Raw genomic sequence first — 20763 nt, forward strand, 5'->3', positions numbered from 1 at the left:
AAAAGCAAATCGATTGCTCTTTTGATTTCAACAGATTTGGTTATCAATAGTAGTTGCAGTTTCTAAATGCGTGGTTTTTGTGACTAAGCTCTCAAGGGGCCACTGTACGTCCCGATATTATTGCCTCAACGAAAACGAACAAGTTCAACAGAATTGGTAATAGCGTTCTATAATAGAGGCGTTTTATCAAAACAAAACTTTGGAGAGCACTTATGGCAACCCCACACATTAACGCACAACCAGGTGATTTCGCTGAAACAGTTCTAATGCCAGGCGACCCGTTGCGCGCTAAATACATCGCTGAAACGTTCCTAGAAGATGTGAAACAAGTTTGTGACGTTCGCAACATGTTCGGCTTTACTGGCACTTACAAAGGCAAAAAAGTTTCTGTAATGGGCCACGGCATGGGTATCCCGTCTTGCTGTATCTACGTACACGAGCTAATCGCTGAATACGGCGTGAAAAACGTTATCCGTGTGGGTAGCTGTGGTGCAGTACGTGACGACGTGAAACTAATGGACGTTGTTATCGGTATGGGTGCTTCTACAGACTCTAAAGTTAACCGTATCCGTTTCAACAACCACGATTTCGCAGCAATCGCTGATTACGGTCTTCTAGAAGAAGCAGTTAACCAAGCGCGCGCTCAGGAAGTGCCTGTAAAAGTAGGTAACGTATTCTCTGCTGACCTGTTCTACACACCAGAAGCAGACATCTTCGAGAAGATGGAAAAACTAGGCATCCTAGGTGTAGACATGGAAGCGGCTGGTATCTACGGCGTAGCAGCTGACCTAGGCGCGAAAGCACTGACTATCCTGACAGTTTCTGACCACATCATCCGTGGTGAAAAACTAAGCTCAGAAGAGCGTCAGAAGTCGTTCAACGACATGATGAAAGTTGCACTAGAAACTGCAATCAACATCTAAGAACAAATAGTAAGTAATAATTTGCAGCCAGAGTTATGCTGGCTGCCCGAATTATCCCGAGGGGGCGATTGTGTCTAACGGCGAACTGCCAAAAGACGCAGATGGGTTACAACTCAACTTTTGTAAAACATTGGCGTGTGACAACTTTGGATTGAGTGATGCAAAGCGTTACGTTCTGCAACATGCGAACCCTAAGCGTCCGGCGATGGTATGCCGTGAATGTGGAGCTTTCCCCCCCTTACTTAATAATCGCGATGTCGTGAACGAACTTCATCGCCTGCGGCACGTCCACAGTGACGGGTTGCCTGCTTGCCGTAATGATGATTGCGACAACTTTGGACTTTCTGTCCACACTCACAAACACCTCTATCACGCTTTCGGTTACAGTGGCGATCGCCAACGTTACCGCTGTAAAGTGTGTCAATGTACCTTTGTCGACAAGTGGTCTGGTGCCAACAAGAAGCTTCAATTTCAAGAGAACTTGATGGGTTTATTGTTTACGGGATATTCCGTACGAGAAATCTGCCGCAAGCTTAGTATTAACCCAAAAACCTTTTACGATCATGTTGACCATATAGCTAGCCGCTGCCGCCGCAAGCTGGCAACCATTGATGCGCGCTGGGTAAACCACGCAACGCATTATGAATTGGCCTCAAACTATATTGCATTGCAACCGAACAGCAATAATGGTGTGTATTGGATTGTTTCTGGCGAAGCGCATTCTGGCTATATTCTTTGCCAGCACGTCAATTATTCCGCTGATGAAGAGCCAATCGCAACTCTCGATCATAATCCTTACGATGAGGTGTCTCGTTTTGTTTCCCAGGAGTACGTAGCGGAAGCAAGTGAGCCGCTTGCGGAACCTTCTCATCACCTCAGAGAGCGAATTGACCAAAAATACCAAACAATTTTGGCTCGCGGTAACGTAGAAGACCCTCTTGGTAATCTATCTGTATTTCATTACCCTTCAAAAGGGGCATTAGTCCGTCCGCCATACACCTCGTATGCACACTATTTGCACGTACTTGATATGTGCTGCCCAAACAAACGTGTATCTCTATACATGCCTCAAGATCCCCTACTACGTTCAGCTGCATTGAGCGTTTGTTTACCTCGTATTAAAGAGAAAAGTGTCGACTTGATGTATGTAGAAGAGGACGCTAGTTGGGACATGAGCACTCCCTTTGGCAAAGTCGATATCGCCTATATGAGTTGGTGGCGCGATCGTTGGGCAATCTCTAGTCAAAACGAAAACCACAAAGGCATTTGCTACCTCGCTGGCGATCAAAATGAGCCTGAAAAATGGTTTAACGTTGCGACAACTCGTCATGTGAAGTTTTATCAAAACCGCTTTCAGATTCTTTTCGAAAGCTTCATTAACGAGCCACGTCGCAAATTACGACCTGCTGGTATTTTACCTCTTTTAGATATATTCAGAGCTTGGCATAATTTGTGCTATCAGGATAAACAAGGTCTTACCGCTGCACAAAGGTTGGAAGTCTCTGATGCACCTTTGACAATCAAACAGCTCCTATCGTAGCTATTCTATTGGTAATTTAGATGTAGTAATTAGGGGTTGTAACGGTATACATTACGGCCCCTGATCGTTTACCAAAACGTTATCCGCATCGCTTTGGTAAAGAAACATGCATCTAACCACTTAATATTAGGTGTGATTTCCAGTTCGATAGTCATGGATGTGAACGTTGGATAAAAACCAAATTCAGCTAGAAGATGATCTCACTAAGCTTAAAGGCCAAATAAAATCGGCCCCTAAACATACCTTTAATATTGCGCAGCAATATCGTATCCGCGCGGAACAAATTTTATTTGTGGACGGAGAGATCAAAGCCTTACTCATCATGGCGCAATGCTGTTGGTGCCTAATGGATTACCGACAAGGCTTAAAACTCGTCAAAGACGCTTACAGCAAACAAACACAGCTTGAAACCGACGATCATCTCCCGGAAATTCTCCATCTTTTTGCACTCCAATATTGGGGCCAAGCAAAGTATTATTCCGCGCAACAATATTGGATTAATGCGCTCGAACAATCTGCTCTTGTTGATGATGTTGAAATTCAAATCGAATCTCTAATTGGGCTTGGTAATGTATGGCGCATCACTAATGAACACCAACTTGCCGCTTCAACTCATGAGTTAGCCGTTAAAGTGGCAAACAATGTTCGTATTGCTTGGTTAGAAGGCAAAGCGCGCATCCTATTAGCTTGGGACTATTACTTACTAAATAAGTTTGTCGAGATGCTTACGGTACTGGATGGAGCAACCGAAGTATTAAAAGATCATGATGACAGTACGTGGCAAGCCGAGATCTGGGACTTTAAAGGGTTAGCACTGCTTGGACTAGAACGCCTTGATGCGGCCGAAGAAGCCACCCAAAAAGCCCACCAGCTCGCCATTGAGCATGACCTCGTTTGGATGAAAGCACACTCTTTTATTAGCCGAGCAAGACTTGAGCTTTTGCGCCAAAATACAGACAGCGCTGCCAAGTTGCTACTTGCAGCAGAAGAGTCTGCACTCAGTTTCGACCACGGTGAGCTACTCAGCCAAATTTGCTTCCAACAATCACGAGTCGCTGAAGAACAAGGTGACTTTGAGTCTGCGTTTAACGCGTTCAAGAAATACCGTAAGCACGCACTCAAAATGCTCAAAGAACAAACTCATCGAATCAGCATGGATAAAGCAAGAGGCTCTAAACGCCAACTAGAGCAGCGAGCACGTAAGCTGATCAATCATATTCGCTCTCAACACGAATACGACCCTGAAAAACAGTTCTCTAATGTCGTTTCTGAGACCTACTGGTGGGAACAGTTAGTTTTGTTTAAAACGGAGCTCAAACGCTCTAACCACGCCATCATTATGATTCAGCATTCAAACCCCGAAGTTCTCGATGTTTGTACCGAGCTCGTTCATGCATTGACAACCTCCAGCGACCTCATCTCGAGAATTTCCAGTAACAGGCTAGCAATGTTAATTGCAGAAAAAGGTCAAGCAGCAGAAGAGGTCTACCGCACTGTCCAAGCGATGTTAGACATCTATCCATGGAAGCGACGCGGAATCAAAGGCCCGAAACCGATACTGTATTTGCAAGATATCCTGACCTTCCCATTCACGTTAGAACAGCTCGAAGAAAGTTATATTGAGGTAATGAAGAATGGAACAACTGCTTAGCAAGGTGACTGACGCAGGTATCGATCCTTCTTCCGTTTCAGGTGAAGAAGCGATTACGCTATGGGAACACATAGGGTTACATATTGCGTCAACAAACCGAGAGAAAGCGCATTGCTATATCATTAGCGCCGAGTATCGAAGAGAGATCAAACAGCTCAACGACAGCATTAGTGAATTGAAACAAGCGCTTGAGTTGCTTGTTTTACCAGAGGATGTAGAAGATATTCTTTCTGTGAAAGCAAGCTTGAGTGAGCGTTTGGTTGAAGTAGGTGACTACAATGCGGCATTAACCGAGTATGTTGCTTCAACCAATATCGCCGTCGAGTACGGCTATATTGATGAGTACGTATTGGCCATTATTGGAATGGGTAATTTGTGCGATGCCCATGGGGATCACCAACGTGCATTACGTTATTATCAAAAAATAGATGCTATCGATCACGCTATTGGCAGTCGATCCCTACGCCTTCGTTACAAGCTGTACATGCTTGCCTGTTATATCAGCTTGAACCGTACCGCAGACGCCAAAGAACTATTGAGTGAATGTGAAGAACTGAGCATTCTCGTCAGTGATAAAAACCTCGCCGCACAAATTCACCTCTACCGAGCCAAATTACATCGTCTGCAAGAAGACTACCCCAATGCGTTGCTGGCTATTTCGAATGTTCAGTATACAACGGGTAGTGCCACGACATACTGGTTATCCACGATGGTCAAAATTGAGACTGCGTATTGTCTAAACGGTGTAGGGCACACTTCTTTAGCTAATTTAACGTTGGACTCCATCAGTAAAAGGATTCAAAAGCAACTATCTCCTATCGTTACTCAGCATTTTTATAACGCGATGAGTCAAGTTTACGCCTCTCAAGGGTTGTATCAAGAAGCATTAAATTGTGAAAAAAAAGCGCATAGAATCGAATCTGATCTTGTAAAACATATTCCGATCGGTGAGTTAGGGTCTGCTCAACTACGCCGACTTTCACGCTTTGAGTTACAACTCAAACTCATTTTGTCAGAGCTAGAAAACAAAGAACTAAAAGAAACCACCAAGCAGAATAAAAATACTGTTGCTCAGCTACAGCAGGACGTCTTTACCGATCCACTTACGTCTTTACACAACCGACGCTGGTTAGAAGTTAAACTAAAAGATCTACTTCTGCACGATACTGCATTTGCATTGATGGTCATCGATATCGATCACTTCAAATCCATCAATGACGAACTAAGCCACTTGGTTGGCGACAAAGCGATCAAAAGTGTGTCACAGGAACTGGCGTCCTACTTCAGATTTAAAGGCGCATCGTGCGTACGATTTGGTGGTGAAGAGTTCCTCGTGATCCTTGAGAATACCCAACTGGAACGCGCAGAAATGCATGCCGAGAATTATCGTGAACGGATTTATCAATATGGTTGGGACGATATTCTTGGTGAACGGGGGCTGACCGTATCCATAGGGATTACCTTGCATCGAGAAGGCGAGAATACTCAGCGAACTTTTTATCGTGCAGACAAAGCTCTTTATCGCGCCAAAGCCAATGGCAGAAACCAAGTCTGTACCGAACTTTAAACCATGCCCCGGTTGACACCTGGGGCTTTAGTATACTTTTTACTTATCCTTCCTATATCACTTCACTGCTTGTTTAAATAAGTACTCAGCAACACCTTAACTGCCAATAAACATCAGTGGATACTTACATCGCATAAACATAATTCCTACATAAAAACCGCTTGATTCATCTGTAGTTAAGACAAATACTTAAATTGTTAATTTACGTAGATTTTCCATTTCGCAATACGCACAGGTAGGTAAGATGTTTCTAGACTATTTTGCACTTGGGTTACTCATCTTCGTTGCTTTAGTGATCTTTTACGGAATCATTGTCATCCATGATATTCCATATGAAATCGCCAAAGAGAGAGAGCACCCGCACCAAGACGCAATTCACTACGCTGGCTGGGTCAGCCTTTTCACTTTGCATGCGCTGTGGCCATTTTTATGGATATGGGCAACATTATGGCGCAAGGAACGCGGCTGGGGTTTTAAACAACTAGAACAAGAAACACACGACATTCATCACCGCCTTGAAGAACTCATCGATGAAGTCAACGAACTCAAAAACGAAGTATCGATGTTGAAACAACAAAAGATTCAGCAAAAGCCTTTGCCTGAACAAAGTAAAGAGGACGAATAATGGACTTATTGCTGATTCTGACTTACGCAGCTCTTTGTATTGCCATTTTTAAAATTTTCAATATTCCTCTAAACAAATGGACCGTTCCAACCGCCGTACTTGGCGGCGTAGTGTTAGTGGGCACACTCGTGCTGCTTATGAACTACAACCACCCATTTACGCAATTGGGTAACCAAGTGTTCCCGACTACGCCTATCGTCTCTGGCGTGCGTGGCCGCGTGGTGGAAGTGCCAGTCCAGGCCAACCAACCGCTCAAAACGGGCGATATTCTTTTCAAAATCGATCCTGTGCCTTTTGAAGCAGAAGTTGCTCGCCTGGAAGCGAAAGTTAAAGAAGCAAGCCAAGGTGCGTTGGGCTTAGAGTCTGATCTAAGAGAAGCAGAAGCTGCTGTATTGAAAGCGCAAGCGGACAGAGATAAAGCACAAAGGGAATTTAGCCGATATCAAAGGGGCTTTGATCGTGGCGCGTTTACTGAACAAGATTTGGATACTCGACGCCAAGCGTATAAAGCGGCAGAAGCCATGTTAGACGTTGCGATTTTGCAACAAGAACAAGCTCAAATCGCTCTGGACTCTGAAATCGGAGGCGAAAATACCCAAGTCGCGCAACTTCTTGCCGAGCTGCGTAAAGCAGAGTTTAACTTAGAGCAAACCGTCGTTCGTGCGCCAACCGATGGTTACGTTACGCAATTGGCTTTACGTCCTGGAGTGATGGCTGTGCCGTTACCGCTTGCCCCGGCAATGACCTTCGTCCATACCGAAGACATTACGTACACCGCGGCATTCAGACAAAACTCATTACAACGCTTGAAGCCAGGCTTTGAAGCAGAGTTTATGTTCCGCGCAATTCCGGGCAAAGTGTTCCGTGGCGAAGTCATTGACGTGATTCCAGCCATTGGTGAAAGCCAAATTCAAGCGCGAGGCGCTCTGCTCGGGACTGATGCCTTGCGCACGAGCGGACGTGTTTTTGCGAAGCTGAAAATTACCGACGACTTGAGTGGATACCACCTACCAATGGGTACTGCGGTTGAAGTTGCAGTTTATTCAGACAGCTTTACTCACGTATCAGTGATGCGCAAAGTGCTTATTCGTATGAAGAGCTGGCAGAACTATTTATACCTCGACCATTAATGAACATATAGCGCATTCATTTATTGGTAAAAATAACATCAAACCGTGTAATCAGGGGCTGACGATCAGCCCCTGATTCATTCTAGCCATCCAGATAGATAGCATTCCCACTTTTATTAATATTCTGTATAATGCGCGCCTTATTTTTAATGCTTGCTAAAACCAAAGCCAGTCAAAGGGATGCGTGAATCAAATCACACATTTCCTGAAGAAAAATAGAGCAAACAATAAGCAGCTTGGTTGTTTTGAATATATGTTACACAATCAAATAACTAACGCTTTCCAACAATATAAATGAACGTTCTTTAAAATCGACTATTGAACTGAGGTTATCTATGAATCTTTCCGCTAAAACTGTTGTGGTTATTGCAATCGGTGCTGCTCTTTACGGTATCGGCGGCTTACCTATGTTTGGCATCCCTGTGTTTGCAAACACAACGCTAAAACCAGCAATGGCAGTATTAGCATTGTTCTCAGTACTATTTGGACCACTTGTTGGCTTCTTGGTTGGTTTTATTGGTCACTGGGTTACTGACCTATTTGCAGGTTGGGGCGTATGGCTCACTTGGGTACTTGGTTCAGGTATTGTTGGTTTGATTATCGGTCTATTCCCTTCTCTAACGCGCTACCGTTTGGAGAAAGGTGATTTCAATATGAAAGACTTCGCGTTATTCGTAGTACTTGCGCTATTAGGCAACGTATTTGGTTACGGTTGCTCTGCATTCCTCGACACGATTTTATACGCAGAACCGTTCACTAAAGTGTTTACCCAGCTTTCTATTATCGCGATCGGTAACACCATTCTTATTGCTATTGTTGGCTTCTTCATTCTTAAGTCTGTCGCTAAACGTAACAAGCAAAGCCGTAACTTAACAGAGGCTTAATGTCGAATGACAATCGAATTTTCTAACTTCTCTTTTAGATATGAGTCGCTGGACAAACCGACGCTAAAAAATATCAATCTAAGGATAGAGAAAGGAGAGAAAATCGTCATTATCGGTCCAAGTGGTAGTGGTAAATCTACCCTTGGGCAATGTCTTAACGGACTGATCCCACACGCAATCAAAGGGGAAACCAGTGGAACATTGACCATCAATGGTCAAGACACCGCCCCTTTCGACATGCACCAATACACTGAGCAAGTTGGCACCGTACTCCAAGATACGGACAGCCAATTTGTCGGTTTGAGCATTGGCGAAGACATTGCATTTGCGCTGGAAAACCAGCTAACTTCAAATATCGACATGTACCCATTGGTCAAAGCCACGGCCAAAATGGTCGACTTGGAACAGATGCTAGAACGCTCACCCCACGATTTATCTGGCGGGCAGAAACAGCGTGTTTCTTTGGCGGGCATTCTCGTCGACGACGTCGATATCCTTTTGTTTGATGAACCACTAGCTGCGCTTGACCCTAAAACGGGTAAAAAAACCATCGAGATCATCGATGATCTACACCGCGAAACGGGCAAAACCATCGTAATCATTGAGCATCGTCTTGAAGACGTTCTGCATTGCTCAGTTGACCGTATTATCTTGATGGAAAGCGGCAAAATCATTGCCGATACAACGCCAGATGAAATTTTAGCGTCGCCTCTGCTAGAAGATTACGGCATCCGCGAACCGCTTTATATTTCAGCACTGAAAGAAGCAGGCTGCGCGATTGAGAGCAATGCAAAACCTTCTAGCTTAACTACCTTACCGTTGGAGCTATATAAACCAGCAGTACAAGCATGGTTTGATGGTTCAACAGCACAACCACCTAAAACGCCAGCCGAGACTTTGCTTGAAGTCCGTGGCCTCACCTATTCTTTCGACGGTGAGAAAAACGCGTTAGAAGACGTGAGTTTTGACATCAAGCGTGGCGAGTTTGTCTCTGTACTTGGCAAAAATGGCTCGGGTAAATCGACCATTACCAAACTGATTATGGGCGTTATTGAAGCGGATAGCGGCTCAATGAGTATGAATGGTCAAGATCTTAACGAACTGACCATCTTCGAGCGCAGCCAGAAAGTGGGCGTGGTGATGCAAAACCCGAATCACATGATTTCCCATCACATGATTTTCGACGAAGTGGCCTTCGGCCTCCGTAATCGTGGCGTTGAAGAGAAACAAATCGAAGCTAAAGTACTTGAAGTCCTTGAGCTGTGCGGTTTGAGCAAATACCGTCACTGGCCAATCGAAGCATTGAGCTACGGCCAGAAAAAGCGCGTAACCATTGCGTCAATTTTGGTATTGGAACCAGAGCTTCTGATCCTTGATGAACCGACGGCAGGTCAGGACTATCGAAACTACACGTCTATGCTGAGTTTCATCGAAAAGCTCAATCGCGAGTTGGGCGTAACCGTGATGATCATCTCTCATGACATGCATTTAGTGCTGGAATACACCACGCGCTCTATCGTGATTGCAGACAGTAAATTAGTCGCGGATGCACCAATGACGCAGGTATTCAGCAGTCCAGAGCTACTAGACCAAGCAAACCTCACCACAACAAGTCTGTTTGAGTTGGCTACGAAAGTTGGCATCGAAGACACCAATGGCTTTATGCAGCATTTTATCAATGTAGAAAAAGCGCACCGCCAACGAAAAAGCGGCGAAGTAAACCAACCAGAGAAAGCAGTGGCATGAAAGACAATAAGATGAAGTTTGGTATCAACTACATCGATACCCAATCACCACTTCATAAGTTGAATGGCATTACTAAGTTCTTGCTTTTCATTGCTTGGGTAACGGTGGTATTGACCACATTTGACTTGCGAATCATCGCGCTGTTGATCGTGCTTGGTTTAGGCTTATTGAAAATGACCAAAGTGCCCTTTCATGTCTACAAACCGCTGTTATTCGGTACAGGCACGGTATTACTGATCAATGCCCTGTTTATGTTCGCGTTAGCGCCGCAACAAGGTACTGAGTTCATGGGTTCATCAACGGTTTTACTCTCGTTACCCGGTCATTACTCGCTCACTCAAGAGACATTGTTTTACCTAGTAACAGTGACGTTGAAGTACTTCAGCATGTTCCCAATCGCGTTGGTGTTTGTATTTACCACTCATCCGACAGAGTTTTCAGCCAGCTTGAACCGTTTAGGTGTGCCTTACAAAATCGCCTATGCTGTGAGCTTAACGCTGCGCTACTTGCCGGAAGTGAAAAAGGACTTTGTTAACATCATGCACGCGCAACAAGCACGCGGAGTAGAACTGAGTAAGAAGGCTCCGTTGTTCAATCGTATGAAGAACGTCGCGAAGATTCTTGGACCTCTGATTTTCTCTAGTTTAGACAGAGCCGATCAAATCTCAAACGCGATGACGCTACGTGGTTTTGGCCGCCACTCCTCTCGCACTTGGTACAGCTTAAAACCACTGACCAAAGCCGATATGATCTGCATGGCTGGGATTGCGGTGATAGTGATTGCTGCGATCAGCAAGCGTGTGATGGACACACAACTGTTCTGGTATCCGTTTTAAATTCTGAAGCTTCAAACTGAACATAACGTGGTTAGTGTTGTGACCACGTTATCTTCCGTCTTTCCCCTCGATAACTCGCCTGTTGGCTTCTTGCTTGCAAGTATTCAAAAGAAGCGGTAATTTCAGCGGCTCGCTGATGTGCCAGAAAGTTGCTTATTCAAACGACCAACATGAACTAAACTCATCAGTTTTATCAGGGGCTTAATGATCAACTGCGCACTGCCTACAATGAAAAGCCAAGTACCACTTTCAATCAACGAATCATTCAAAAAGAAAAAGCTACCAATTAAAAACCAAATAGCAATGAGTAGGTCGTTTGCAGCACCTAACGCCTCATAGCGGCGCTGAATAACGATGTGACGACTTCCTAGATCTAAATCCAACTCTCTGCCATGTATCTGCACTGTATAGCTCCCCTCTTATTGTTTCGCGTCAGTTATGCCCAAGTTATTTCGAAATACTTAGTTCTAAACCCTAACGGACGTGGCATGCATTGACAACCATTGGAGGGATTATCTATTTGCAATAAAAAGAAAAGGGCGCATAAGCACCCTTTTTAGCGAGTCTAATTACAGGTATTCGCTTTAATGATTAGATAGTGAGTACCAACTTAACTCCACTTCAACAAGCGAGTTTCGTTGCCTTCTTCCGGCTTCGCTGGAATATTGAGTGACAACAGCAAGCTCACTGCTGCCATACCAGCGCCGATGTAAAATACGCTAGCAGGTGAAACCAGCCAAATCACACCAAACGTAACAGGTATTACAACCGCCGCAATATGGTTAATCGTAAACGCAACGCCCGCGGTCGACGCCATATCTGCTGGGTCGGCAATTTTCTGGAAGTAGGTTTTAATCGCAAGCGCTAACGCGAAAAATAGATGATCGACAACATACAATGCTGCCGCCCACTCAGCCGTTTGCACCAAACCGTACCCGACAAACACGAAGATCAAACCGACGTATTCAAACATCAACGCTTTGCGCTCACCTACAACGCCGATAAAACGGCCTATTCGCTTCGCAAACAAGAAGTTAAAGACATAGTTAATCAGGAACAGCAACGTAATATCTGCGGCGGAGTAACCAAACTTTTCTACCATCAAGAAACCAGCGAACACCGTAAAAATTTGACGGCGTGCTCCACTCATAAACGTAAGCGCATAGTATAACCAGTAACGTTTACGCAGGATGAGCTTCTTGTTCTGAGGCACTTTTGTCTTAAATTGTGGGAAGGCAAATGCCATCACCAAAATGAGCACAAAACCTAAACCACCAGCCATTAAATAGACCGTTTTAAAATCAAGTTTGAGCTGTTCGAGCGAAACCCAAATGGCGCCGTAGGTAAACAGAGAAGCCAAAGCTCCAACAGAAATAAACTTACCCAGCATTTCTGGCGCTTCTTCTTTAGATAGCCATTGTAAAGACAAAGACTGCTTGAGTGTTTCAAAGTAATGGAAGCCGGTGGACATTAACAAGGTTGTAAAAAGTAGACCGTACAAAGTGGGAAAATAACCTGTTAATGCCGTACCAAGCGTAAGCATCGCCAAAGATACGAGCATAAAGCGTTGCTCTCGGATAAACAGCAATACAAACACAGCGGTAAAGGCCAAAAAACCCGGAATTTCGCGCACACTTTGCAATAGGCCTATGTCGGCACCATCAAAGTTTGCTTTCTCTATAACAAAGTTGTTCAACAACGCCATCCAGGTAGAAAAAGCAATGGGCACGATAATGGAAATTAACAGGAGGAAATTTTGCGGCGTTCTCCAGCCGTGCGATGAGGTAGTCATGATGTTTCCTTTAAATATGAAGGCATCATCATAGCTTTAAATGTAACAAATTCGCAATATCATTATTATTTTCAGCCCAGAGCAAGCAGATATGGCTGAGGAATATTGTTATGAAGATAAACATCGCGCTTAACTCCTTGGCTAAGCGCGATGTTCAAGTATCAAGAGAAATAAAGCATGAGTAAATGTGCTCAGTGGCTTAATCAATGACTTTTACTGATAGGCGATTTTTAAATTCAAACACATGTTCTGGACATACATCCAAACAACGACCACAGCTAATGCAGTTTTGATCCATAACTCGACGATCTCCCTCTTTCAAAGGCTGCCGAAGCACTTCTGGTTCTGGGCAAACGTAAAAGCAATCCATGCATTTGGTGCAATCTTCGCGGCGAACAGCAGTAACGCGCAACAGGCTTTTTCGGCCTATCAAGCCATAGGTAGCCCCCAGTGGACATAAGTGCCCACACCACCCATGCTCAACCAAGAGTAAATCCAACACGAACACTAGGGCGATCAACACCCAACCTGCGCCCATACCAAACACCAACCCGCGATGCAGTGCCGCCACTGGATCTAACCATGTCCAAAGAATTGCGCCAGACAACGCACTGCCCAACATCAAAACAGGGATCAGCCAATAACGAATCACGGGAGACCAACGATAGCTCGCTTTAATGTTGAGCTTTCGACGCAGCCACGCCGCCAAGTCTGTCACGATGTTCAACGGGCACACCCAAGCACAAAATGCGCGCGGCGCCAAAATCGCGTAAAACACAACGACAATCACTACGCCTAACAACGCATTAAACTCCGGAACATGCCCTGTCGCCAAAGCTTGAAGCACAATTAACGGGTCACTTAACGGCACGGTATCGAGCAACATACTTGATGACAGATTACCAGTTAGAATTCCCAACGTCGGCCCAGCCATAAACAGCGCAATGATGGTGAACTGACATAGCCGACGTAAAATCAAAAACCGATGCGCGCGCCACCAACCAAGCTTTTCAAGCGCTTCTTTGCCAGCATTTTGAGCTAAATTCTTTGCCATTACTTACCTCCTTTTAGCGATTCAAGCGCACCTTCCGGTACAGGCGTCTCACTAGGGAGGATATTTTCGAGTGGTTTGTCGATCTCTTTCCAACCAAAATTGTAGTGGCTGCCCACTTTGCCTTTCGCCAAATCCGTCGGGACGACTTTAATAGCAGCGACATCCAACACGCACGCTTGTTCACACTTACCGCATCCGGTACACACTTCGGAATTCACTGTAGGGATAAGTTTGGCGTGATAGCCAGTTCGATCGTTGTGAACCATCTCTAACGTGATGGCTTCATCAATCAGCGGACAAACGCGATAACAAACGTCGCATCGTAACCCTTGCCAGTTAAGGCAAGTTTCATGGTCAATAAGAACCGCTGTACCCATTCGAGCATCATCAATATCGGTTAGTTTCGGATCCAACGCCCCACTCGGACAAGCGACAACACAAGGAATGTCTTCGCACATTTCGCAGGGAATATCGCGTGCAGTAAAGTAAGGTGAGCCAGTCGCGACGGGTGAAAGTAATGTCGCAAGTTTCAAGGTATCGTAAGGACATGCCTGAACACACAAGCCACATCGAATACAAGCTGATTCGAAATCGCCTTCCGGCAATGCACCAGGCGGACGAATAGGCACACCTTTGGTTTCTCGAGCTTGGCTTTGTAGCGATTGTAAGCCCAATACACACGCAGCTGCGCCAACACCAGCAGCAGTTCGAGCTGTATCACGCAAAAATCGGCGCCGACTTTGCGATATTTTAGACTGAGAGGATTTCATGCTATTTCCTCAACAAAACTCCCTTATCAAGTTAAGCATAAATAGCCCTAAACGTGTCGTTTCCCTATACCTCATAGGAGGTAACCCCATCCTCTATTGATTCAAGTCAACTGACGCACAGTGCCGTCGTCACAGTTTGACTAAATGCGTTTATTTACTGCGACATGAAATTCACCACGATACTCTGCAGTACGCGCCATTCTCAGTACAATAATTCAACACCTTTGCAATCTACTCGCTCAATTCGATGATAAATTACTACTAAAAATTCAAAGAATGACATCATAACAAGCTAATTTAAAAGGCATTTATCCATTAAACATAAAAAAACACTATCCAAATAAGAAAACTGTGGTTAGATTAAAAATTAAAACTAAAAAGCGAAGGAGAGAGGCATGGAAATTATTGTACGTCCAACGACCGTAGAAGACGCAGCAGCACTCGTAGAAATCTATTCACAACCAAAAGCACAACGTGAAACCCTGCAACTCCCAAAGCCTTCGCTCGCGATGTGGGTGGAAAGATTGTCAAACATACCTGATGGTGTTTATAGCTATGTCGCTGAAATAGATGGTAAAGTCGTCGGAAATATTGGCTTTCATCACTCTCTACGTCCAAGAACAATGCACACGGCATCGTTTGGCATCGGAGTACATGATAGTTTCCACGGACTCGGTATTGGTAGCAAACTGATAGAAACAGTCACTGAACTAGCAGATAACTGGTTAAATGTGAGAAGAATTCAAATAGAGGTCAATGCCGATAACGACGCCGCCATTGGGCTTTATAAAAAGCATGGATTTAAAATTGAGGGTGAAGCGATTGACGGTTCCTTCCGTGATGGTGAATTCATCAATACCTATTACATGGCGCGCATCAGACCAGGCCAAAGATAAAACAAAGCCTCCTACTAATTGGAGGCTTTTCTTTTTAAACTTCGACTCACTTTCGTAAGTAAGCCAACGCTCTGCGAGTCAATGCTTCTGTGTAGGGATTGATCTTCCAGTGGTCGGGACTCCAACCTTTCACAAAGCGCTGAAAGTCTGCCCAAGCCACAGCAAACAAAGGACGCCATTCACACTCGACTTCATTAGGGTCAAAATTCGGTTGATAGACCATTAGCGCGTGTTGCAACTGAGCAAAATACGTATCCAAAACCCAAACTTCCATCTCTGCACAACGTTCTGGCTTAACGGCGCTACTCATAAACAGTGCCACATCTTTCATTGCACACCCACATCCAACGTATTGAAAGTCAACCGCAGCAACGTTTGATTCTTCTTCATCAAAACAGAAGTTCGCCAATTTGGCATCACCGTGTACTAGTGTTTTAAACTTAGCTTGCGAAAGCGTTTGATCAATCAATTGAGCCGCATTTTGTAGCTCAGTGTCTTGCAGTGCTTCAAGCTCGTCGGGTCTGGTTGCTAAGTGCCAGTATGTTCCGGTATGCCACAACTTATCCGAACGAACATCGATGTATCTCGCATGAAAGTTCGCCAACCAAGTGAGGCAGGCTTGTAGATGCTCTAGCTGTGCATCTGTGATGACTTTTGGAAAGCCCACCTCGGCGAGATCTTCCATCACAATGAGCCATTCATTCTCCGATTGGAACGTTTTTAGACCTTGTGGTACTCGGCAGCGAGTATCCACCCCTCCGGAAAAATACTCATACCAATTCACTTCCACCTGATAAGAATGCAACTTTCTTTGATGAGAACGGTCCGTATTCCAGCCTCTAGGATGCTCTGAAGGCTTAGGGAGTTTTACATGCTTAATGATCACCGAACGAGTAGAATAAGTAACTCGGACTAACTCCCCATAGCCTCCCCATAGCGATTGTATGACTTCTACAGAGCGGTAATTACCGAGATTGAGTTCCTGGCCAATATTTTGGTAGCGTTGGTGGTTGTTACTCATCATGCGAGCAGATGTGACCACGTTTGGTTCTTCTCCATATAGTGAATAACATATGGGCAAACTGGTTTTATTTGATAACCGAGTGACTCAATTTCTGGCAACACCGCTTCCATCATCACTTTTCCGTACCCCTTACCTCGCAGTGCTTCAGGAACAACCGTTGATGTAATGTGCATGACATTACCCTCAAGCTGGTAAATCACCTTGGCTTTATAGCCCTGCTCTAAATCAACCCAGAATGTACTATTCGTGGCTTCATGAGTTACTTTATGCATATCTTGCTCTCTAATTTTTGTTACAGATTGATTGAATCAAACTATATCACTGAATAAAATCGATACCATGCGAGAGTGCTGCTTCGCCTCACGCGATTACCTTCTTACATCAGGTACGACAATTATAATGAGAAATATGAGCCCAATTGCCAGAGACGGCAAGCTACCTCTGCAAAGCAAGAAGGCACCAGAACGTCAGGCAAGTACATTAAATAGCACCGATGCAATGGCAATGGTCGAACATGGCAGTGAAGTGAGCTTAAACGTCACCACCCCCGTTGGTACAAAGTTTATTACAACCAGCACATTTGTTGGCTGTCACTCAAATAATACTGCATTGATAGAGGTTCCGAACATCTCCGATGAAGACTTGAAGTTCTATTTTCAAGAAGGCTTTTGGATCAATGTAAAAGCCTACTCTCATCGAGGTGAAGGGGCCGTTATCCCATTTCGGGCCCAATTACAGCATCGACTAGGCGATCCGTACCCAATTTTGGTGCTAGACCTACCCAACACTATGCAGGTCTTTCAGCTTCGCAAAGAAGTGCGTTACGAAGTAAATTTGAGAGCGCGTGTTTGTTTAGAAGCCTATCGAACTGAATGCGAAATAAGAGATTTATCTCGTAGTGGCTGTCGTTTTGTAACATCACCGATGAGCCGACCACTTCAGGTTGGTGACCACGTTTCATTGGATCTAACGATGCCCGGAGAAAGTCGTATGCTAGCGCCGTTGCGAGGTCGTATTTGTAATTTACAAAAATCAACGCACTATGCTCGCTACGGAATGGAGTTTGATGAGGTTGGTAAAAACAACGCTAAAAACCTCCTCAGTCACCTCAAATTTGATGGTACTAAGCTCACACTAAAAAGATAGATTTTATAACCCCTACGCTTATCAAGAAGCTTTGAAGTGCTAGAAAACAAGAAACCCCTTACTTTTCAGTAAGGGGTTTTATTTACTAAGAATAAGGCAGTATCTTAGATAAGAGTCATGACTTAGAAGTCGTAACGTAGACCTAGCGCTAGCTCATCTTTTTCAGCCGCGCCTTCGTTATCCATTAGATCGAAGTTGTATGATGCGTAGCCACGGAAGTTAGGCTTGAAGTAGTAAGTTACATCAACAGCTAGGTTTTCTACAGTATCTGCGTCTTCTAGTTCACCTTTGTTGAACGTAGAAGTGAATACAGTTTGACCCATAGTGTAAGCAGCGGCTAGTTCGTAGCCTTTGTAATCAAAAGTCTTACCTGCAACATCCATATCCGCGCCAGTGTAGTTACCAGCGAAGTAGAAGTCACCTACAGAGTATGCAGCTACCAGCATGAACTCATCGCTGTCGTTTTGATCTGCGTAACCAGCACCTAGTTCAAAACCAGTGTTAGCAAACGCGTAAACACCAGATAGAGAGAAGCCATCTTCCTCGTTGTCTGTAAAGCCTTGTGCATCTGTTGTGCGATCAGCAAAACGGTAGCTTGCGCGTACAGCTAGTTGCTCGAATTGGCCTTTGTAAGACAGCATGTTATCTGTACGGTCAGAAACAGGCAGTTTAAGTGCTGCTGTGTTACCGTGGTAAGCCATAATGTCAGTAAAGTCAGTAAGAACCACTAGTGCGCCGTCGTTTTTACCGTAAGTTACTTCACCGTATTTGCCACCCAGACCCGCATAAGCGTAACGAGTTTCAAGATCACTATTGTTATCTACGGCACCTTCTTCTTTTGTTTTGAACTCACCTTCCCAAAAACCAACGCCGTATAGGTTTTCATTGATTTCCTGTTTGCCTAGGAAGTTAAGACGGATGCGAGTACGGTCTTCTGCCTTACCATCCATCATAGAAAGACGCGCTTCAGCGCGGCCGCCCATCTCAAGAGAAGTGCCATCTTGGTTGTATAGTTCTGAAGCGACAACTTGAGATCCTGATGCCATTAGCGCCACTGCTACAGCTAAAGTTTTTAATTTCATTTTTATTTTCCATATCATTGTTTTATATGTGTTTTCTCACCAGAAAAACAGGACTTTTCTGTACCAACGAGAAAACTGGCGGCATAGTAGCAGCTGTTATTTTTCACGCAACGTGTTGAATAAACAGCGCTTATAGAAGAAAACACCACTTAAAATGACGATATGAATACCTCTCAACCATCAAGTTATCGGTTGAGTTAAAAAAAATGTTCGCGTCAAAAAAAAATTGACGAAAAAAATGTAAAAACAATATCACAAAACGTGATGCCGCCCGCAAAAAAATATTGTTAACTGACTGTTTTAGATAGACTTATTGATAATAAATCCGATTATTACAAACAAAAAAATCCCTGAGCATTCACTCAGGGATTTAGAGATTTGATAAGTAGATGATGAATTAAAGCTTAAAGAAACTTAATTGCTCTTTCTGCTTCTCTGCAAGTAATGAAAGCTCAGTACTCGCACTTGCACTCTGGCTGATGCCCGCTACGTTTTGGTTTACAAGCTCCGACATGTTAACCACGTTGCGATTGATATCTTGAGTAACTTGAGACTGTTCTTCGGCTGCGGTTGCTACTTGCGTGTTTGAATCGTTGATGTTGGCGACTGACTCGGTAATTCCAACCAACGCTTCATTCGCTTGTTGCGTCAGCTCGTTGTTGCGGCTAAGCATATCAAGGCTGACTTGCATACTGTCATTCGCCAGCCCAGACTGCGCTTGAAGCTCTTCAATGATCGTTTGGATCTCTTGTGTCGAGTCTTGAGTACGCGCTGCTAGCATGCGTACTTCATCAGCTACTACCGCAAAACCACGACCAGACTCACCAGCTCGCGCCGCTTCAATCGCAGCATTCAATGCTAGCAAGTTGGTCTGCTCAGATACGCCGCGAATCACTTCAATAACATCGTTGATCTGTACAGATTGCTCTTTTAGACGCAAAACAACTTGCGCTGCATCGTTCAATGCTTGAGACATCTGTGCGCTTGCTTCTGCGCTCTCTTGGAAGATAGCCAAACCTGATTGAGCAAGTCCATCAGCTTCACGCGCGGTTGCGTCAGCAGAGGTCGCGTTATCACTCACATTATTCGCAGTGCTTGCAAGCTCATTAACCGCAGATGCAACTTGCTCGATCTCCGCCAACTCTTGTTGAGCGTTCGCTTCCGCTTGCGTCATTACCGCAGCCAATTCGGTCGATGCAGATGCAACTTCCTCACTAATACGGGTTAACTGGTCCACAGTGTTGTATAACTGCTCTGCGGTTTGGTTTACATCTTTGCTCAGCTTAGAGATCTCATTGTCCCCATCGACATCTGCACGTACTGATAGATTACCCATTGCTAACTGACGCATCACTTCTTGCAGCTTTTGGATTGGTGTAACAATCATGCCAGATAGGAACCAAGCGCCTATCAATGAGAAAGCAAATACCGCTAAAACCGTCAACATAGCGTTATTTTGCACACGTTCATTTTGCTGATGACTTCTGATAGTAGATTGTTCAGCTTGCTCGTTTACATGCTTTGATAGCGTGTTAATTTGTTGGACCATTTCTCGGCCAACATTGCGATACTCTTTGACAAATGCACGGTACTCGCTATCCGATTTCAAACCTTGATCGTATTGGTTGAAGAAAGCAACTGAGCGCTCTGAATATCGCACATAGGATTCAATTGCTTGGCGAACTTTAACGGCATCGTCACGGAATAGATTTCGGGCTTCAATTGCGCTTAAATCGGCATCAACTTGATTTAAGCCTTCTTTCAATTCGGTTAGAAAATTCTCACGACGAGAAGCATCGTAAATAGCGTAAACCGCGCTTATGCGCAGAGGGTAAATTTGGTCGTCAATACTCGCCAATGTGTCTTTGTGAAAAACCAAAGATTCTTGGTTGGAAGCAATAACATCTTGCTCTGCTTGAAGATTGTTTTTAGTAATCCAAAGAGCAATAAACAAAACAATCGCGGTAAATAATACCGGAACCAAAATTTGCGTTCGTACTGACAAATTTTTCAGTGATAACTGCATGACAGGGCCTCAGTTGTATGCGTGATGTCTATATCCAAACAAACTCGAGCAGTGCTTATAACAACGTTACT

Annotated in this window: 19 protein-coding genes; 11 read left to right on the plus strand and 8 right to left on the minus strand. The window is 44.5% G+C overall.

Annotated features, from left to right (window positions below; all coding sequences use genetic code 11):
* Positions 1–212 precede the first annotated feature (212 nt).
* The 9 genes from deoD to R7Q39_RS00885 all read left to right on the plus strand — a co-directional run bounded on the left by deoD (position 213) and on the right by R7Q39_RS00885 (position 10902).
* Positions 213–923, plus strand: a complete 711-nt coding sequence (gene deoD / locus R7Q39_RS00845) for a purine-nucleoside phosphorylase (RefSeq protein ID WP_005375140.1) — start codon at positions 213–215, stop codon at positions 921–923.
* A 70-nt stretch (positions 924–993) separates the two neighbouring features.
* Positions 994–2463, plus strand: a complete 1470-nt coding sequence (locus tag R7Q39_RS00850; RefSeq protein ID WP_017635476.1) for a lactate dehydrogenase — start codon at positions 994–996, stop codon at positions 2461–2463.
* Between the two features lie 166 nt (positions 2464–2629).
* Positions 2630–4114 (plus strand): hypothetical protein, encoded by a 1485-nt coding sequence (locus tag R7Q39_RS00855; protein ID WP_005375137.1) that lies wholly within the window; start codon positions 2630–2632, stop codon positions 4112–4114.
* The gene (locus R7Q39_RS00860; RefSeq protein ID WP_318075660.1) at positions 4098–5681 is read left to right on the plus strand and encodes a GGDEF domain-containing protein; all 1584 of its coding nucleotides are present in this window, start codon (positions 4098–4100) and stop codon (positions 5679–5681) included. The genes R7Q39_RS00855 and R7Q39_RS00860 overlap by 17 nt, the downstream gene beginning before the upstream one ends.
* A gap of 244 nt (positions 5682–5925) precedes the next feature.
* Positions 5926–6306, plus strand: coding sequence for a DUF3302 domain-containing protein (locus tag R7Q39_RS00865; RefSeq protein WP_005375135.1), 381 nt, complete (start codon positions 5926–5928; stop codon positions 6304–6306).
* Entirely contained in the window at positions 6306–7436 is a 1131-nt protein-coding gene (locus tag R7Q39_RS00870) for an HlyD family secretion protein (RefSeq protein ID WP_005375134.1), read from the plus strand. The genes R7Q39_RS00865 and R7Q39_RS00870 overlap by 1 nt, the downstream gene beginning before the upstream one ends.
* A gap of 335 nt (positions 7437–7771) precedes the next feature.
* Positions 7772–8320, plus strand: coding sequence for an ECF-type riboflavin transporter substrate-binding protein (locus tag R7Q39_RS00875; RefSeq protein WP_005375133.1), 549 nt, complete (start codon positions 7772–7774; stop codon positions 8318–8320).
* Between the two features lie 6 nt (positions 8321–8326).
* Positions 8327–10066 carry an ABC transporter ATP-binding protein gene (locus R7Q39_RS00880; protein WP_318075661.1) on the plus strand — a complete coding sequence of 580 codons (1740 nt, stop codon included), beginning with the start codon at positions 8327–8329 and terminating at the stop codon, positions 10064–10066.
* Entirely contained in the window at positions 10063–10902 is an 840-nt protein-coding gene (locus R7Q39_RS00885; RefSeq protein WP_318075662.1) for an energy-coupling factor transporter transmembrane component T, read from the plus strand. The genes R7Q39_RS00880 and R7Q39_RS00885 overlap by 4 nt, the downstream gene beginning before the upstream one ends.
* Positions 10903–11024: 122 nt before the next feature.
* On the opposite strand, the gene R7Q39_RS00890 is transcribed toward R7Q39_RS00885, so the two are convergent.
* The 4 genes from R7Q39_RS00890 to napG all read right to left on the minus strand — a co-directional run bounded on the left by R7Q39_RS00890 (position 11025) and on the right by napG (position 14518).
* Positions 11025–11306, minus strand: coding sequence for a YrhK family protein (locus R7Q39_RS00890; RefSeq protein WP_025768568.1), 282 nt, complete (start codon positions 11304–11306; stop codon positions 11025–11027).
* Between the two features lie 206 nt (positions 11307–11512).
* Positions 11513–12694 (minus strand): MFS transporter, encoded by a 1182-nt coding sequence (locus R7Q39_RS00895; protein ID WP_005375129.1) that lies wholly within the window; start codon positions 12692–12694, stop codon positions 11513–11515.
* 199 nt (positions 12695–12893) lie between these two features.
* Positions 12894–13748 (minus strand): quinol dehydrogenase ferredoxin subunit NapH, encoded by an 855-nt coding sequence (gene napH, locus R7Q39_RS00900; RefSeq protein ID WP_318075663.1) that lies wholly within the window; start codon positions 13746–13748, stop codon positions 12894–12896.
* Positions 13748–14518 carry a ferredoxin-type protein NapG gene (gene napG / locus R7Q39_RS00905; RefSeq protein ID WP_005383947.1) on the minus strand — a complete coding sequence of 257 codons (771 nt, stop codon included), beginning with the start codon at positions 14516–14518 and terminating at the stop codon, positions 13748–13750. Before napG ends, napH begins: the two co-directional genes overlap by 1 nt.
* A gap of 395 nt (positions 14519–14913) precedes the next feature.
* Here napG and R7Q39_RS00910 point away from each other — a divergent pair, with 395 nt between their 5' ends.
* Positions 14914–15414 (plus strand): GNAT family N-acetyltransferase, encoded by a 501-nt coding sequence (locus tag R7Q39_RS00910; protein WP_149191636.1) that lies wholly within the window; start codon positions 14914–14916, stop codon positions 15412–15414.
* 46 nt (positions 15415–15460) lie between these two features.
* On the opposite strand, the gene R7Q39_RS00915 is transcribed toward R7Q39_RS00910, so the two are convergent.
* Together R7Q39_RS00915 and R7Q39_RS00920 are read right to left on the minus strand one after the other, a co-directional pair.
* Positions 15461–16438 (minus strand): phosphotransferase, encoded by a 978-nt coding sequence (locus tag R7Q39_RS00915; protein WP_318075735.1) that lies wholly within the window; start codon positions 16436–16438, stop codon positions 15461–15463.
* Positions 16435–16710 (minus strand): GNAT family N-acetyltransferase, encoded by a 276-nt coding sequence (locus R7Q39_RS00920; RefSeq protein ID WP_104980147.1) that lies wholly within the window; start codon positions 16708–16710, stop codon positions 16435–16437. The genes R7Q39_RS00915 and R7Q39_RS00920 overlap by 4 nt, the downstream gene beginning before the upstream one ends.
* Before the next feature lie 127 nt (positions 16711–16837).
* Here R7Q39_RS00920 and R7Q39_RS00925 point away from each other — a divergent pair, with 127 nt between their 5' ends.
* Entirely contained in the window at positions 16838–17584 is a 747-nt protein-coding gene (locus R7Q39_RS00925) for a flagellar brake protein (protein ID WP_042521645.1), read from the plus strand.
* 122 nt (positions 17585–17706) lie between these two features.
* On the opposite strand, the gene R7Q39_RS00930 is transcribed toward R7Q39_RS00925, so the two are convergent.
* Together R7Q39_RS00930 and R7Q39_RS00935 are read right to left on the minus strand one after the other, a co-directional pair.
* The gene (locus R7Q39_RS00930) at positions 17707–18666 is read right to left on the minus strand and encodes a porin (protein WP_064354918.1); all 960 of its coding nucleotides are present in this window, start codon (positions 18664–18666) and stop codon (positions 17707–17709) included.
* A 397-nt stretch (positions 18667–19063) separates the two neighbouring features.
* Positions 19064–20692 (minus strand): methyl-accepting chemotaxis protein, encoded by a 1629-nt coding sequence (locus R7Q39_RS00935; protein WP_262661934.1) that lies wholly within the window; start codon positions 20690–20692, stop codon positions 19064–19066.
* Positions 20693–20763 lie beyond the last annotated feature (71 nt).

Origin of the sequence: Vibrio sp. 947 (assembly GCF_033339115.1) — a bacterium.
Classification (GTDB): domain Bacteria; phylum Pseudomonadota; class Gammaproteobacteria; order Enterobacterales; family Vibrionaceae; genus Vibrio; species Vibrio alginolyticus.

Excerpts from the sequence above, each read along its gene's own strand:
- R7Q39_RS00915 (WP_318075735.1), bottom strand. The coding sequence starts at position 16,438 with ATGATGAGTAACAACCACCAACGCTACCAAAATATTGGCCAGGAACTC.
- R7Q39_RS00930 (WP_064354918.1), bottom strand. The coding sequence starts at position 18,666 with ATGAAATTAAAAACTTTAGCTGTAGCAGTGGCGCTAATGGCATCAGGA.
- R7Q39_RS00910 (WP_149191636.1), top strand. The coding sequence starts at position 14,914 with ATGGAAATTATTGTACGTCCAACGACCGTAGAAGACGCAGCAGCACTC.
- deoD (WP_005375140.1), top strand. The coding sequence starts at position 213 with ATGGCAACCCCACACATTAACGCACAACCAGGTGATTTCGCTGAAACA.
- R7Q39_RS00865 (WP_005375135.1), top strand. The coding sequence starts at position 5,926 with ATGTTTCTAGACTATTTTGCACTTGGGTTACTCATCTTCGTTGCTTTA.
- R7Q39_RS00895 (WP_005375129.1), bottom strand. The coding sequence starts at position 12,694 with ATGACTACCTCATCGCACGGCTGGAGAACGCCGCAAAATTTCCTCCTG.
- R7Q39_RS00870 (WP_005375134.1), top strand. The coding sequence starts at position 6,306 with ATGGACTTATTGCTGATTCTGACTTACGCAGCTCTTTGTATTGCCATT.
- R7Q39_RS00925 (WP_042521645.1), top strand. The coding sequence starts at position 16,838 with ATGAGAAATATGAGCCCAATTGCCAGAGACGGCAAGCTACCTCTGCAA.
- napH (WP_318075663.1), bottom strand. The coding sequence starts at position 13,748 with ATGGCAAAGAATTTAGCTCAAAATGCTGGCAAAGAAGCGCTTGAAAAG.
- R7Q39_RS00875 (WP_005375133.1), top strand. The coding sequence starts at position 7,772 with ATGAATCTTTCCGCTAAAACTGTTGTGGTTATTGCAATCGGTGCTGCT.
- napG (WP_005383947.1), bottom strand. The coding sequence starts at position 14,518 with ATGAAATCCTCTCAGTCTAAAATATCGCAAAGTCGGCGCCGATTTTTG.
- R7Q39_RS00860 (WP_318075660.1), top strand. The coding sequence starts at position 4,098 with ATGGAACAACTGCTTAGCAAGGTGACTGACGCAGGTATCGATCCTTCT.
- R7Q39_RS00920 (WP_104980147.1), bottom strand. The coding sequence starts at position 16,710 with ATGCATAAAGTAACTCATGAAGCCACGAATAGTACATTCTGGGTTGAT.
- R7Q39_RS00935 (WP_262661934.1), bottom strand. The coding sequence starts at position 20,692 with ATGCAGTTATCACTGAAAAATTTGTCAGTACGAACGCAAATTTTGGTT.
- R7Q39_RS00880 (WP_318075661.1), top strand. The coding sequence starts at position 8,327 with ATGACAATCGAATTTTCTAACTTCTCTTTTAGATATGAGTCGCTGGAC.
- R7Q39_RS00885 (WP_318075662.1), top strand. The coding sequence starts at position 10,063 with ATGAAAGACAATAAGATGAAGTTTGGTATCAACTACATCGATACCCAA.